At 67.6% G+C, this 12,600-nt stretch carries 12 protein-coding genes and 2 pseudogenes; 5 read left to right on the top strand and 9 right to left on the bottom strand.

The window, feature by feature from the left end; genetic code table 11:
• Positions 1-164: 164 nt before the first annotated feature.
• The gene (locus OG798_RS54015) at positions 165-1,670 is read right to left on the bottom strand and encodes a GMC family oxidoreductase (protein WP_328760220.1); all 1,506 of its coding nucleotides are present in this window, start codon (positions 1,668-1,670) and stop codon (positions 165-167) included.
• A gap of 91 nt (positions 1,671-1,761) precedes the next feature.
• On the bottom strand, positions 1,762-2,103 hold the full coding sequence (locus OG798_RS54010; RefSeq protein ID WP_328755852.1) for a hypothetical protein: 342 nt from the start codon (positions 2,101-2,103) through the stop codon (positions 1,762-1,764).
• A gap of 390 nt (positions 2,104-2,493) precedes the next feature.
• Between OG798_RS54010 and OG798_RS56985 the strand changes: the two genes are divergently transcribed.
• Complete coding sequence (locus OG798_RS56985) at positions 2,494-2,967, top strand: hypothetical protein (RefSeq protein ID WP_435864132.1); 474 nt, start codon at positions 2,494-2,496, stop codon at positions 2,965-2,967.
• Positions 2,968-3,261: 294 nt separating this feature from the next.
• Here the strand turns inward: OG798_RS56985 and OG798_RS54000 are convergent, their stop codons facing one another.
• Positions 3,262-3,489, bottom strand: a complete 228-nt coding sequence (locus OG798_RS54000; protein WP_328755853.1) for a hypothetical protein — start codon at positions 3,487-3,489, stop codon at positions 3,262-3,264.
• Positions 3,490-3,598: 109 nt separating this feature from the next.
• Between OG798_RS54000 and OG798_RS53995 the strand changes: the two genes are divergently transcribed.
• On the top strand, positions 3,599-3,892 hold the full coding sequence (locus tag OG798_RS53995) for a hypothetical protein (protein ID WP_328755854.1): 294 nt from the start codon (positions 3,599-3,601) through the stop codon (positions 3,890-3,892).
• A 281-nt stretch (positions 3,893-4,173) separates the two neighbouring features.
• The gene (locus OG798_RS53990) at positions 4,174-4,524 is read left to right on the top strand and encodes a hypothetical protein (protein WP_328755855.1); all 351 of its coding nucleotides are present in this window, start codon (positions 4,174-4,176) and stop codon (positions 4,522-4,524) included.
• Positions 4,525-4,536: 12 nt separating this feature from the next.
• Here OG798_RS53990 and OG798_RS53985 read toward each other — a convergent pair whose 3' ends face one another.
• Together OG798_RS53985 and OG798_RS53980 are read right to left on the bottom strand one after the other, a co-directional pair.
• Complete coding sequence (locus OG798_RS53985; protein ID WP_435864134.1) at positions 4,537-4,863, bottom strand: hypothetical protein; 327 nt, start codon at positions 4,861-4,863, stop codon at positions 4,537-4,539.
• A gap of 291 nt (positions 4,864-5,154) precedes the next feature.
• Positions 5,155-5,667, bottom strand: a complete 513-nt coding sequence (locus tag OG798_RS53980; protein WP_328755857.1) for a DUF6584 family protein — start codon at positions 5,665-5,667, stop codon at positions 5,155-5,157.
• Between the two features lie 302 nt (positions 5,668-5,969).
• Here OG798_RS53980 and OG798_RS53975 point away from each other — a divergent pair, with 302 nt between their 5' ends.
• Positions 5,970-6,350, top strand: coding sequence for a DUF2568 domain-containing protein (locus tag OG798_RS53975; protein ID WP_328755859.1), 381 nt, complete (start codon positions 5,970-5,972; stop codon positions 6,348-6,350).
• Positions 6,351-6,416: 66 nt separating this feature from the next.
• Positions 6,417-7,303 (top strand): annotated as a pseudogene (locus OG798_RS53970) (IS982 family transposase).
• Between the two features lie 19 nt (positions 7,304-7,322).
• Here OG798_RS53970 and OG798_RS53965 read toward each other — a convergent pair.
• The 4 genes and pseudogenes from OG798_RS53965 to OG798_RS53950 form a co-directional block, all read right to left on the bottom strand.
• Positions 7,323-8,210 carry an aminoglycoside phosphotransferase family protein gene (locus tag OG798_RS53965; RefSeq protein ID WP_328755860.1) on the bottom strand — a complete coding sequence of 296 codons (888 nt, stop codon included), beginning with the start codon at positions 8,208-8,210 and terminating at the stop codon, positions 7,323-7,325.
• Positions 8,211-8,849: 639 nt separating this feature from the next.
• Positions 8,850-10,556 (bottom strand): MFS transporter, encoded by a 1,707-nt coding sequence (locus tag OG798_RS53960; RefSeq protein WP_095849821.1) that lies wholly within the window; start codon positions 10,554-10,556, stop codon positions 8,850-8,852.
• 87 nt (positions 10,557-10,643) lie between these two features.
• A complete protein-coding gene (locus OG798_RS56980; protein WP_443053686.1) occupies positions 10,644-11,057 on the bottom strand; it encodes a hypothetical protein in 414 nt (137 codons plus the stop codon).
• Between the two features lie 301 nt (positions 11,058-11,358).
• Positions 11,359-12,560: pseudogene (locus tag OG798_RS53950) on the bottom strand (RNA-guided endonuclease InsQ/TnpB family protein).
• Positions 12,561-12,600: the final 40 nt, after the last annotated feature.

The raw sequence follows: 12,600 nt of genomic DNA, 5'->3' as shown, positions 1-12,600 counted from the left end.
ACTGAGAGGTGATCCACCGCCCCGCGGCTCACCATTGGGTGGTGCTTGCTGCCCGCCTCGGCAAGCAGGATGCCGGCAGCTGGTCGAAGACTCCGACCAGCTGCCGGCGGTCCAGGCGTCGGGGATGAGCGCGTTGTGGAAGCGCCGTGGGCGCTGAAGAAGGCTCAGTCGATCAGTTCGGCAGCCCGTTCGGCGATGGCGTAGACGGTCGCGTTGGTGTTGGCCGAGGGAATGGACGGCATCACCGAGGCATCGGCGACCCGCAGTCCGGCTATCCCGTGCACGCGAAGGTTCGCAGGGTCGACGACGGCATCGGCGTCGGTTCCCATGCGGCAGGTGCCGGTGAAGTGGAAGTAGGGGCCGGTGGCCTTGCGGATGAACTCGTCCACGGATTCGCCGCTCGTCCCGGAACCCGGCACCGCTTCCTGCTTGCGCCAGTCGGCGAACGCGTCGGCCTCCCCGATGCGGCGTGCCAGGGCCAAGCCCTTGCGCATGACCTCCAGATCACGGTCGTCGCTCAGGTAGCCGGGGTCGACGACGGGAGCGCTGCCGGGATCGGCGTCCGCCAGGCGCACGGTGCCGCTGCTGTGCGGAGCCATCGCGGAGAAAGCAATGGAGTAGCCGTTGGCTGGCGGCTGCCCCCATGCCGACGGGAGCGGTGCGGCGACGATGTAGACCTGAAGGTCCGGCCGGGCCGCGGCATGGTCGCTGTACAGCAGGCCCATCATTTCGGCCGGCGGGTTGGCAGGAACGAACGGTACGGGCTGGATGGCCTCGTACACCACGCCCGCCATCGGATGGTCCTGCAGATGGGAGCCCACTCCCGGCAGGTCGGCGACGACGTCGATACCGTGTTCCTCAAGGTGCTGTGCCGGGCCGATCCCTGACAGCATCAGGAGGTGTGCGGAACCGATGGCCCCCGCGGTCAGTACCACCTCGGCGCCATCGACGGACAGGTGCTCCCCACCAATGGTGTACTCGACGCCGGTGCAGCGGCCCGCGGTGGTGCGCAGCCGCTGCACGGTCGCGTCCGTGACGACGTCCAGGTTCGGCCGGTCGAGGAACGGACGGATGTAGGCGTCGGCCGCGCTCTGGCGGGCACCGCCGGGCAGATTCATGTCACTCCACCCGAACCCGATCTCCAGCCCGCCGCCGATGTCATCGACGCATGCGAACCCAGCCTCCACCGCGGCGTCGACGCCCGCCGTGGCCAGGGGATGGGGTTCCAGGACCGGGGCGACCACGACCGGCCCGTCCGTGCCCCGCACGGAGGCATCACGGCTGCGAGCGCTCTCGCTGCGGCGGAAATAGGGCAGCAGATCGTCGAAACCCCAGCCCTGAGCACCGAGGCCGGGCCATTCGTCGTAACCGGAGCGGTGCCCCCGCAGGTGGTAGAGGCCGTTGATGCTCGACGATCCCCCGAGCGCTTTGCCGCGCAGCACGTCAGCGGCCCTGCCTGTACCGGCCTGCACGGTCGAGGCGCCCAGCCAGAGGGATGACGGGTCGAACCCCAGGAAGCCCCAAGGAGATGCCATCGTCTCGGTTGCGTCCCGGGCTCCGGCCTCCAGCAGCAACACCCTCACACCGGGGCGTTCCGAAAGTCGGGAGGCAATCACGCATCCCGCTGTCCCCGCTCCCACCACGACATAGTCATAAGGACTCTTGCCCATCATGTCTCCGCTTTCCACGGCAGCCTTGTCCGACCACCGGATTTCAGAAAATCAGCTCCTCGACGATCAAGGAGCTGATTACGCTTTTGTACTAAAGGGGTCTAAAAGTGAGGATGGCTGTCTTTGCGTCAGACCTATGGGTCGCCCAGCCGCGTCCGGGCTCGGTGCGCAGAAGGCGTGGAACCGGCTGATCAGCAGCGAGCGGGCTCCAGTGGAGCGCGGCTGTCCGGATGGTGGCCCGCCACGCGCCCCTGCTGGTCTGGGCGTTGTTGGTGCTGACGAACACCGAGGTGACCCGGTGACAAACGATCACCTTGATCCGGCGGCCCTGGGCACGCCCGATCCGCACACGGCCGATCACCCCGTTGGGGCTGTCCATGTCGGCGCCGGTACCTGCGATGACGGCCACGCGGCCGGAATTCTCTTGGTTCACGAGCTTCTCGTCTTTGATGTTTACCCGTCCAGGAACAGCCCGGGTGTTCCCTCTGCCGTCGAAGCTTAGGAAAACCGACACAGCTCGCACTTGAACCACCGCGACGTCCGTTCGGAACCTGAGCGCCATAGGCAACGTGGGAGCGCGCGCGGCCGGGCTCACGGTGGAGTACATCGACGAGCGGCCGGACGAACCGGCGATGTGGAGGTGCCTCTACCGGCTGTGGCAGCCTCACGAAGCGGAGCCGCGCCGGGAGTTCGGTGATGACCAGGCGGCGCGGGAGGCCGGACTGGTCCTGCCCCGGTTGGCGACGCGCGAGGCCTTGGCCGTGACGCTGAGGAGGCCTTCGGGTGGCGGACAGGGTCACCGGGGTCAGGGCTCGCGAGGTGGATGGGGTGTCGGGTGGCTCGGGTTGCGGTGCTCTCCGCAGGGTCGTGGGGGACGACGCTGGCGAAGGTGTTCGCCGACGCCGGCAGCGACGTCACGATCCACGCCAGACGGCCTGAGGTCGTCGCCGAGAGGAAGTCGGAGTCGCCCGCGACGCTGCCGGTCGGTGGCGCCACCCCGCACGCTGGCACCGCGCCCGCGCCGGCCTCTCCCCCGCCGACGTCCCGCGCACCACGATGCCCGCGTGATCGATACGCAAGCAGCCCCGGCCGGGACGGAACCCGGCCGGGGCTGTCGACGTGCGTGGTCGTGAAGGGCGGTCGCCTACGCGGCGAAAGACGGCTTCCTCTCCCGCGACATGGTCGGCCTGGGCATCACCCACGTCGAGACGGCCATCGTCAGCCGCACCGCCAAACGCACCCCGCGCCAGTCCAGCCAGCGCCGTCGATTGACGGCCCGCCACCGGGTCTGTGCTGATTCGATGAGTGGCTTTGTTCACGAGAACGGGCTCTGGCTCTCGTTGTGTGGAGCGTGCCGCTGCGTACACGACGTCGTGGGCAGCGCAAGACTGTTGATGTCGCCGGGAGCCGCCGATACCTAGTGGTCGCCGGACATCTGCGCAGTTCAGCGATGGTCTCGGTCGTTGAGACACGTGAGGCACGTCCTCATGCGGTCCGAGGCAAACCGTGGGCGAGGCCCGGGGCTATAGTCTGCGGCGAGAAGCGGGAGCGCGAGAGATCGCGTCGGGAGTGGGGGACTCATGACCTTCGGCTACGGACGGGCCGCGGCCACCGCCGCACTGGCACTCACAGCCTGTTCGGGCCTGGCGGCCTGCAACGACGGTTCCGGCTCGGCAGCGAGTGCGAGCGCCGCGGCTACGGCTGCCCGCAGTGCGTCGGGATCCGCAACGTCCTCGGCCTCGCCCACACCGACGGACTCGCAGACAGTGACGGCATCCGTCAGCCCGACCGCGGTGGCGAGCACCTCTCCGGCCCCCACCGCCAAAGCGATAGCCGGCGCCTCCCGGCCGACGGCAACGCCGAGCGCCGCCGCTGCAGTCTCTGCCGCGTGTAAGAACCTGGCGGTCCACGCCGACGTGAAGTCTGCAGTGACCCGAACCTGGGAGCACGCCAAGGGGGCCAGCCACATCCAGCCGAAGCCCGGCAACTTCTACTACGGCAGCTGCGGCACCACGCTATATGCAGCCGTGCGCTTCGAAGCTGGTGCCGGCGCGACAGGCGACGACCGGGTCCAACTCCAGGACGAGGGCTCGGGCCTGCAGTTCTTCCGGTTCACCCCCAGCAACGGGTGGTGGTTCGTCGGCTCCGACGCTTATCCGGCCACCGATGGCTGCTCGCGGTTCGCGCCCGTCGCCCTGGCACGCCAGTGGAACTGCTCCTGAGCGGAGCCTCACCCGGCGGCCGAGCAGTGCGGCCCTGGCGGGGGTGCAGTTCTTCTTGACGGAGTCAGCCCAGGCGATCGCAACCTCGGGATGTTTGAGGCGGAGCCGGGGCTCTGGTCCCACTTGTGTGGTGCGCTCACACCCGGTGGCGACCGAGATTGAGTCAGGGGTCTGACAAGGGCTTGTTGATGCCCCTCCTTGGACCTCTCTTACGGATCACTGACAGAGAGATCTCAGGACCTGCTGGTGGCGACGGAACTGTTGCCTGCGACGATGCGCCTGTGAGCTACGACCTTGCTGTGTGGGACGGCGACCGTCCATTCGACAACCGTGCTGCGAGCTCGATGTATGACGAGCTCTACGAGCGCTATCTGGAGTCGGACGATGTCGTCGTGCCTCCGGCGCCGCGCATCGTGGCGTACGTGGAAGCTCTCGTCGCGCGATACCCGGACGACGTCGACCACAGTGTCGTGGGGGCGTCGCCCCCGGTCATCGATGAGGCATCGGGTCCGATCGTGTACCTGCTCATGTCCTACAGCAAAGGTGAGGAAGTATCCGAATACGCCGCTGCACTGGCCCGCGAGCACGGCCTCTTCTGCTTCGATCCGCAGGGAGAGTGCCTCCGGCCGTGAGCTGCCTGCTCTTCAGCGGGCGAACCAAAGGAAGATGCCCGCGATGAGGAGACCGGCGCGGTAGACCGTGGCGGTCTTCTCGTAGCGAGTGGCCAGGCCGCGCCATTGTTTGAGGCGGTTGATACAACTTTCGACGGTATTGCGCTGCTTGTAGGCATCACGGTCGAATCTGGGCGGGCGCCCGCCGCCGCGACCCTTGCGCTTGCGGTTGGCGATCTGGTCGGCAGGCTGCGGGATCACAGCTCGCACTCCACTCAGGATGAGCTTCTTCTTGTCGGCCCGAGTGAACTCGTCGGCCTCCTCGCCCCGGCCCCGCCGCAGACCGACGGCGCCCTGCACCCAGCCGTCCAGGTGTCCGGCGACCGGCCGGTCCGGCTCTCCTCCCGTCGGACGACCTCGCTGTCGATTTCCCTACGGAGCGATCATTCGCAATTCCTCATGGGCAGCCGAGTCGTCGTCGGGCGGCCAATCAACGGAAGCCACAAGCGGCAGAACCTTGAGAGCCACACCCGACGCCCCTGGATGGGCCAGCCATACGAAGGGCCCGCACGGTCCCGCAGACAACGCAGGGAACCTTGACGGGTCTCACCGATTCTTGACCGGCGCGCCAGAAGGTCTCCGCCGGCTGGGTCAGTTGAAGAGGGCGATGAGCCCGTTCACCCAGATCGCCAGCATCCCAAGGAGCACCACCAGGCATCCGACCCCCGCCAGGGAGCCGGTGAACGACCTTTTCCCGGAGCCCGGCTCGTCGTCCTGAGCCGAGGACACCGTGTCCCAGTCGATGGGGCGCCCCAGGGCGTCGGAGCAGGCCGTCCTTACCGCCGCCAGTTGCTTCACGGCAAAGGCGGAACGGGCCAGCGACTCGGGTCCGCTCCACGCAAGTGCCCCCATGCGCTGTTGGGGCGTCTGGTATCTCGCCTGGAAAGCGGAGGTCTCGTCGGCCTTTTGGTCCTCTTCGAGGTACATCCAGCGACCCGCTTCCGCAGGCTCGTCGTACAGCCGGTACACCTCAGCCAAGCGCCGGCGAAGCGGCAGGTCGTTGGGGAAGGACGAAACCAGTCCGCGCAGACGCTGGCGTGCCATGGGCACCCGGCCGGCGGCCAAGTCTGCGTCGACTCGGGCGAGGGTGTCTATCAGTGGCATGAGCTCATGATCGACTGGCGCAGCACAAGGTGTCGACCTGTTTTCGCCGCTCACGCCTTGCTGTTCTGCTGCTGCGCTGATCAAAGTTCGATGAGATCGGTCGAGGTTCAGTGAGACGGGGCAACACGCGAGGCGACAGGCACGAGACTCGCTGTCCGCTGTCATCCAACCGAGGCGTTTGACAGCGAACCCGGTCGTTTCGGCTTCCTTGCCAGCAAACCTAGACGAGCAAGTCCGATGTCTGGTCTTCCCGTTCGCCGGTCTGTGATCATGGAGGGGCTGCGACGGAGGGAATTGCGCGTATGTCGTTCGGGTATGGCTTTCGCCCGTTGGCTCTTGGTGTGAGGTTCGTGTTTGAGCTGGTGGCACTGGTGTGCTTCGGGCTCTGGGCATGGGCTGCCGCGCCTGCTTCCCTGCGGTACGTCTCCGTTGTAGCCGTTCCGCTGGCCGTGGCTGTGCTGTGGGGAGTGTTTGCCACCCCAGACGATGCATCCCGGTCCGGGGGGACGGTGATTGCGACACCTGGACCGCTGCGGTTCCTGCTGGAGCTGACTGTGTTCTTCGGCGGTGCGGCGGCGTTGTACGCGGCGGGATCCCGCACTCTCGCCGTGATCCTTGCCGGTGCGCTGGTCGTGTACCACCTGCTGTCGTGGGACCGGGTTCTGTGGCTGCTCAGGCATTGAGTCCGCCCCGGGGGTATCAGAGGGCGGTGCGTCCGGGAACGTGAACGGGGTGTCCATGATCGTTGTGTGACGAACGATCTGGACACCCTGCTGACGGCGCTGTACGCGAAGATCGATGACGAGCTGGAGGTGGAGCGATGGATGGGCTGTCCACCGCAGTTGAGCGATGCCGAGCTGGTCACGCTCGCCGTGGCCCAGGCGCTGCTCGGCTTCCACTCCGAGGCCCGGTGGCTGCGGTACGCCCGCAAGCACCTCACCGCGATGTTCCCGTACCTGCCGCAGCAGTCCGGGTACAACAAACGTCTCAAGGCCGCGTTGCCTTTGGTCAAGTACGAATGCTCGCGGTGGACACGGACTTCTGGTTTGACAACCACTGGATCGTGGACTCGACACCCGTGGAGTGCGGGCGTTCGCGTCCGACGGTGAAGCGGTCGGAGATGGCCGGCTGGGCCGGATACGGGTACTGCGCCTCGCACTCGCGGTTCTTCTGGGGGCTTCGCCTGTACCTGGTCTGCACCCCGACCGGGATGCCCATCGTTTGGGCGCTCGCGAACCCGAAGCTGGACGAACGCGAGGTGCTCCAGGCCATGCTCGACGTCGAGGAAGACCTGGTGGCAGACCGGCCCGGCCTGCTGCTGATCGCGGACAAGGGCTTCGCCTCCAAGGAGTTCGAGATCGACCTGGCCATGCGCGGGATCGATCTACTGCGGCCCTCGTTCAAACGGGAGAAGAAGCGCAAAGGCGAGTCCCTCCTCAAGTCGGTGCGCCAGCTGATCGAGTCCGTAAACGACACACTCAAGGGCCAGTTGGACCTGGAACAACACGGCGGCCGCACCTTCGAGGGCGTCACCGTCCGCGTCGCCCAGCGCGTCCTCGCCATGGCCGCCGCGATCTGGCGCAACCACAAGACCGGGCAGCCAGTCCTTCGATCCCTGACCGCATTCGATCACTGAACACATCGGACTTATTCGTCTAGTCGGACTCCAAAATGCGGTCGAGTGTCCGGCGCCCCATTCTGCTCATCGTCGGATTGCTCTCGACGTAGTACCAGACAACACCCATGGCCTGTTCGAACGCCCATGCCTTGCCGCGCTCCCACTCCAGATCGTCACAGGCCAGTGTCTGCCGGAGCACTTCCCGCGGGCCTGGCTGCAACAGGTGCCAGGCACTGACCAGATCCAGCGCGGGGTCGGCCGGGCCGAAGCCGCCGGTGTCGAGTACGCCGCTGAGCCGGTCTCCCGCGACCAGTACGTTGCCGGGAATCAGGTCACCATGGCTCATCACGTCGGCAGCCGTGCGTGGCAACTCCCGGAGGTGCCTCCACACTTGGCGCAGCCGGGGCACGTCGAGCAGCCCCTTGCTCTCCTCGAAGCACTTCGCCATCCAGTCGTCGTGGTGAGCGAGAACGCCGCCACGGTTCTCGCCGCTGAAACGCCGCCCCCGCGTCTCGGCGTCCCGCAGGGCTGCGATGAAGGCCGCAAGGTCCTCGGCGAAAGCGTCCGACCCACTCGGGTCGGCATCGAAGGCGACCGTTCCCGGCAGCCATGTCTGGATCGACCACGGCATGGGGTAACCCGCTCCAGGCTTTCCCAGGGCGACGGGTTCCGGAACGGGGAACCGAGACACCTGTGCCAGCTCCGCGCTCGCCTGGGCTTCCCGTTCCAGAACCGCCTGCGCCTCCGCGGCATCGGTCAGACGCAGCGGGAAACGCGCGGAGAGGTCGTCCCCGATGCGGAAGATGGAGTGGACCGTCCCGGTCGACGACAGGAGTTGGATCGCCTTGCCGCTCCACTGAGGGAACTGTTCTTGGATCAAGGTCGCAACGATGTCGGTGGTCACGTCCACTTGGTCATCGTGCATGGTCAATCTCGCAGGCCCTTCCACTAATCCAGTTCGAAACGACGGAAGCAGTCCAGATCAACTGAGACGACAGCCAGTATTCAGACGCCAGGTTCCAGATCAACTGAGATTTTTTCGGCCACCCAGGTGTCTCAACCGTTCTGGTCGCCCCAGGTCACAGCCGCGGCTTCGGACCAGATCACTGAGACGGAACATGAGAGGCACCCACCGAGAGCGATCGTTTGCCATCGAACCTAGTCGCTCAAGGTCAGGGCATCGCAACCGACTAACTTCGCTGTCAAAGGACACTCGCGGTCTGTCTCAACGGACCCTGGCCGCGGCGGCCGAGCACCTCAGCGCCGACCACTACGACGACCGCTTCGCCTACAGCGTCGAGCTGATCCTCACCGGCCGCTCCGGCAGCACGTGACCGCGGCTCAGGTGCCTCTGCCGGACGGTGCGACGCGGATCGCCCGGTACAAAGGCGGTCTCGGTGGGGGGTTCGGGCAGCGGGGGAAGCAGGCCGGGGCCGGCACCCTGTTGTTCACCACCGGCGCCGGTTCGAGGGGCCGTCCACCCGGGGTGCGGGGCTTCGCTGCCCCGATGCACGCGACCGCGGAGACGGCCGGCCCGTTCACGGCCGGCCGGCTCCGCGTCCGGTCACTCCTCGGCGGCGGCGAGGGCGGCCAGTTCGCGGTCGACCGCCAGCTGGTGCGCCTCGGCGTCCTCACGCGCCTTCTTCGGGCTCCAGCGACCTGCCATCACGAAGACGAAGGGCAGGAAGAGCACCTGGCCGCCGACGCAGATCCACCACCAGTTGCGCCACTCGCCGGGCCCGTCCTTCGACGCCTTCTGGACCTCGGGGCCGTACTCCTGCAGCAGCTTCAGCTGCGGCGCCGCCTTCTGCACGACACCCAGGTCCTCCGCACCGACCTCCTTGACGGCGCGGGCGCCCAGCGCGGGCGGCACCGTGGTCGGGGTGTACTTGTTCAGCTCGGCGAAGAGCTGAGGGTGCGCGTTGACGATGGCCAGCGCGGGCGCAGCCTGCACCGAGGCGGCCTTGACCTCGGCGCCGTGCTCCACGAGCGGGGTCACGGAAGTCACCAGCACCGGGATGAAGGCCGCGGAGACGGCGACCACGATGCGCACCGTCCAGCCCCACACCGCCAGGCCCGCCGCGGTTGCCGCCGGGTTGTGCTTCTCCACGGTCTCGGTGAAGCTCGCCATCCAGGGCGCGTAGGCGATGCCGCTGAAGACGCCGATGCCTATGAACAGCCAGGCGAAGGTGTAGTAGTCGGTCGTCAGGTGGGTGGCGCGGGTGGCGAAGATCGCGGTCACCACGACGGAGCCGACCGCGCCGACGATCATGAAGGGCTTGCGTACCTTCAGCCGGTCCGAGAGCAGGCCGACCAGGACCAGGGCGATGGCGTTCGCCCCCCAGTACCAGTTGGCCAGCGCGTTGGTGCGCTGCTCGCTGTAGCCGAAGGTGGTCGCGAAGTAGACGACGAAGTTGCCGACCGCCGCGTAGTACAGCAGCAGGAACACGGCGATGGCGAAGGCCGAGCCCAGCACGTCCAGGCGCATCATCTGCCGCCACTCGCCGCGGCGCACCGCCTCGGTGTCCAGTCCCTTGGCGCGTGCCTCGACCAGTGCCCGGTCCCGCAGCGACACCATGGTCTGGTCGCGCAGCGCCGGGGACAGCTCGCGCAGCGCGAAGATCGCGACGACGAAGACGACGAACCCGGCGATTGCCGAATAGCGCAGCTCGTCCTGCCAGGTGGCGCTGTCGAGGGTGTTGCTGGTGACGGTGGTGACCACCAGGGAGCCGATGACCGGGCCCATCGTCCAGTACCCCATCGCGGTGGCCCGGCCGAGCTGTGGGGAGAAGTCCCTGATCAGGGCTGGGGTGGCGACCAGCACGATGCCCTCGACGAAGCTGACGAGCGCGAAGAGCACCAGATAGGCGGTCTTGTTCGCCGCGTTCGGCAGCCCGAAGAAGACCAGCAGCGCGGCGATCAGCAGTCCGTAGACCACCAGATTCGCCCGGCCCCAGCGGTCCGCAAGACCGGCCACGAGCGAGGCGAAGGCCCCGATCGCGTTGCCGATCACCGAGACCCAGACGAAGTAGCGGTACGTCATGTCGAAGTGCGTGATGATCGACGTCGCCACCGCGTACTGGATGTACAGCATGTAGTACAGGACGACGGTGGTGATGACCACAATCGCGAGATACGCCATACGGCGACCGGTGGGCGGGTAGTCCGCCAGGTCGCGGCGGTACAGCCGGGCCAGCGGGCCGCGGGCGTCCACGGCGGGCCCATCGGGCGTGGGTCTGCCGGCGTCGAACGCCGTCGGAGTGGCGGACATACGGTTCCTCCTGGGATACGGAAACCGGGTGTTGGTGTCGGGGCGACGGGAGCGCGCTGCGCCCGGCTCCGAGAGCGTGGCCAGAGGCTAGTACCGACTAGTCGGTACGCCTAGGGTCTGCGCAAGGTTATTCACCCCGTTCCTCACCCGGCCGCCGACGGACCCCAGCGAAGCCGTCCAGAGCGACGAGCAGATCCGCAGCCGCACCATGACCCTGCTCATCGCCGGCCACGACACCACCGCCGGCGCTCCGGCCCGGGCCCTGCACCAGCTCGAACGTGACGGGCACCATCCATGGGACGTCAGTCCCGCCAGCCAGGGCGACCGTTCCTTCGCCTTCTCGGTGCGCTCCGACCGGTTGTGCTCGACGGGCCTGCCCAGCACCGTCGCCCGCCGCGCCTCAGCCGGGCTCTTGCCCGCGTCCAGGCGCTCGCGCCCGATCCGGTCGGCGTCCGGGTGCCGGCCTTCCCCCAGCGGCAGTTCGGCCTGCCGCTCGGTCACCACGTCCCCGGCCGCGAGACCGACTGCGGCCAGCCCCCGGCCCGTCCAGAAGCCGACTTTTGCAGCCGTGCGCCCGACGTTCCGCGCCGGTCGTCGCCCTCCACCGTCGGCGGCATGGGCCCGGCGGCCCCCGGCCAGTGAACCCCACCTGCGTTTCGCTGCTGCGCTACGGACGGTGCGCTTCGCACCGCCGGCCAGCCGCGTAGAAGCGGGCCGGTGTTCCGCATCCTCGACTGACCGCGCGCGGTCGCATCGGGTGGACGTTGAATCCTCCCCCTCGTAAGCGAGGGGGATTCCTAGCTCACGCTGCCTGCCGCCCCGGCGGGGTGTCAGGTCTTCTACGATCAGCACTAGCCGGGTTGAGACCAGCCCGGACGAGCATCACGCGGGCGGAGTTCTTGTCCCTGGGGGATGAGATTCCGCACGCGGTGCAGGTGTAGGTGCGTTCCGACAGTGGCAGTGCGTGCTTGGCTCTCGCTCCGCAGTGCGCGCAGTCCATGGTGGTGTGCGCGGGGCGCACGAGCCGGAGGTCCCGATCGTGCTTACGCGCCATGTTGATCAGCTCCGCCTTGGTGGCGGAGATCGCCGCGTCGGCCGCCTTGCGGGCCATGGTGGACTTGGCGAGAAACTTCGGGCGGAAGTCTTCGACGGCGATGGTGTCATGATCGCGGACGACCTGCTTGGCCCATTTTCGGCCGGTGTCCTGGCGCTGCCGGGCGACCTTCTTGTACAGCTTCGCCGTCAGCTTCTTCGCTGTCCGGTAGCCCTTGGAGGCGGCCTGCCCGGCCTTGGGCTTACGGCGGGCCATCATCCGCTGATACCCGGTGAGTTTCGCGGCGGCCTTCCGCCCGTGCTCGACGTGAGGAAGGTCGTGGGTGTCGCTGGTGGTGGTCGCGGTCTGCTTCACCCCCCAGTCGATACCCAGCACGTTGCCGGTCTCCGGCAGCGGCTGGACCTCGGCTGCCACGACGAACGAGGCGTACCAGTGGCCGAGGCTGTCGCGGTGGACACGCACGGACGACGGGTCGCCAGGAAGGTCGCGCGACCACACCACCGTCACGCCGATGCCGCCCGCGAGGTGCAGGCGCCCGTCCTTGAGCCGGAAACCGTTGCGGTTGTAGTTCAGGCTCGGGTCGGCCAGGGACTTCTTCTTGTACTTCGGCATCCCCGCCCGCTGCCGCATCGGCAGCCGGTCCTTGATGTCCTTCAACGCCCTGGCACGGGACTTGCCGAAGTCCCGGATGATCTGCTGCTGCGGAACACTGCTGCCCTCACGCAGCCACGCATTGCGGGTGCGGGCCTCGGTCAGCATCTTGTCCAGCCGCGCCGGACCGCCTTCTCCTCGTCCCGGCGGGCCTTCTTGGACCGGGCGCAGCATTCGTTCCAGATCCACCGGCACCGGTCCCACTCGCCCAGCAGCGCCGTGAGCGCGGTGGATGACACCCGAAGCCGGTAGGTGTACCGGGCGTGCCCGGCCTCCCCGACTTCCAATGGTGCCGTCATGGTGTGCCAGCGTAGCGACCATGGACGACGGGATACGCAT

Origin of the sequence: Streptomyces sp. NBC_00271 (assembly GCF_036178845.1) — a bacterium.
In the GTDB taxonomy this organism is placed as follows: domain Bacteria; phylum Actinomycetota; class Actinomycetes; order Streptomycetales; family Streptomycetaceae; genus Streptomyces.
The sequence above is the reverse complement of the archived record's forward strand: the minus strand, read 5'-3'. Positions and strand labels throughout refer to the sequence as shown.

Coding starts and splice junctions, on each gene's coding strand:
- OG798_RS56985 (WP_435864132.1), top strand. CDS start 2,494: ATGGGGTGTCGGGTGGCTCGGGTTGCGGTGCTCTCCGCAGGGTCGTGG.
- OG798_RS53980 (WP_328755857.1), bottom strand. CDS start 5,667: ATGCCACTGATAGACACCCTCGCCCGAGTCGACGCAGACTTGGCCGCC.
- OG798_RS53975 (WP_328755859.1), top strand. CDS start 5,970: ATGTCGTTCGGGTATGGCTTTCGCCCGTTGGCTCTTGGTGTGAGGTTC.
- OG798_RS53960 (WP_095849821.1), bottom strand. CDS start 10,556: ATGTCCGCCACTCCGACGGCGTTCGACGCCGGCAGACCCACGCCCGAT.
- OG798_RS53965 (WP_328755860.1), bottom strand. CDS start 8,210: ATGCACGATGACCAAGTGGACGTGACCACCGACATCGTTGCGACCTTG.
- OG798_RS54015 (WP_328760220.1), bottom strand. CDS start 1,670: ATGGGCAAGAGTCCTTATGACTATGTCGTGGTGGGAGCGGGGACAGCG.